The 1,256-nt window shown below is 43.4% G+C and carries 2 protein-coding genes; both read right to left on the bottom strand.

Features of this window, described 5'->3' with window-relative positions:
- On the bottom strand, nucleotides 1–711 hold a 711-nt coding region (locus tag A3762_RS18560), incomplete at its 3' end, for a di-heme oxidoredictase family protein (protein ID WP_304439299.1).
- A gap of 81 nt (nucleotides 712–792) precedes the next feature.
- A partial coding sequence (locus A3762_RS18555; RefSeq protein ID WP_304439298.1) for an imelysin family protein occupies nucleotides 793–1,256 on the bottom strand: 464 nt, incomplete at its 5' end.

Here is a 1,256-nt window from a genome sequence, read left to right as displayed (position 1 = left end):
ATCGTTATTCGTATCATTAGGGTCTGCCCATTTTAGAATGTCTTCGTCGTCAATTGATTCAATTAGCCCTAGCCCAATTAATGCACCTGCCATTCGAGGTGATTGTTGTGTGCTTGGATGGAGAGAGTGATTGCTAGGGAATGATAGAGTGTATCGGGGTTCAAAAAGCGATACGGATGTATTTGAGGCTACTGACACCATTTGAGTTGAATAGTGAATCTCCAAATTAGCTTCTGCCTGTCCATTGGGGTAAGCAAAGGGCTGTATTTGCGTACCATAAAATGGGTCTTGACCGAACTCTGGGTTGTTTAGTCTGATCACTAACCCAACCGGATTGATCACGAGATTCTCTGAGAAATCAAGCTTTGCTCTTCCGTTTTTGACATGGCATTGGGCACAAGATCGCGCGTTGTATAAAGGGCCTAGACCATCACTAGCTTGGGTGCTTGAAGGCGCAAATACCCATAGTTTTTCGAATAAGGCTTGTCCTACTCTATAGTTTAAGCCTTCTTCTAGTCCGATGCCTTTGAAAGGCTGAAGGAACGTATCAGCGCCTGTATTAGAAGCACTTAACGAGCCGGCAGGGAGATGATGATTATAATCATCGCTTTTTGAAGTATGTTCCGCAGACGTAAAGGTGCTTACATAAAAAAGAGAGGCAACTAACAGGCTGCCAAACCCTAAAATCGTTATTGGTTTGCTTGTAATCATAAACAAAAAAACCGGGCTATTAAGCCCGGGAGAGAAGCGCCAAAATGGCAAACTGAATGTTAGTTATAGTTGAGCAATTTTTTAAAGTACTGCGCTTGGGTTGTCTAAGCTGTCAGAGCCTTCAACTTCGATCTCTTCAAGATTGAGAGCCACAACAATTTTTTCGATAGTTTTGGTTTGATCCACAAGAGCGTCCACGACGTCTTGAATTACTTTATTCCCTTCCGCATTGCCTTCACCAATTAAAACATCGAAGGTGTTTCCTTTGTTCGCTTCATCAACCATTACTTGCATCGCTGACATTGTAACGTCTAGTTTGTTGCGCATTTCTTGGTCTAGTTCGGCATCTTTTGCTGCGACAAGATCTGAAAGACTTGCGCCGTCGACAACTTCTCCGCTTACCTTAGTGTAAGAGCCAAGGTAAATATTTCTAATACCTAGTGCGTCGTTGAAGTGAGATGCATGCGTGTTATCTGCAAAGCAATCGTGCTCTTCTTCTGGGTCATGAAGCATTAGGCCAAGCTTGATACGTTCACCGGCAAGCT

The sequence above is a fragment of the Oleiphilus sp. HI0125 genome (assembly GCF_001635355.1).
Note: the sequence above shows the minus strand (reverse complement) of the source record. Positions and strands in the feature narration are given on the sequence as shown.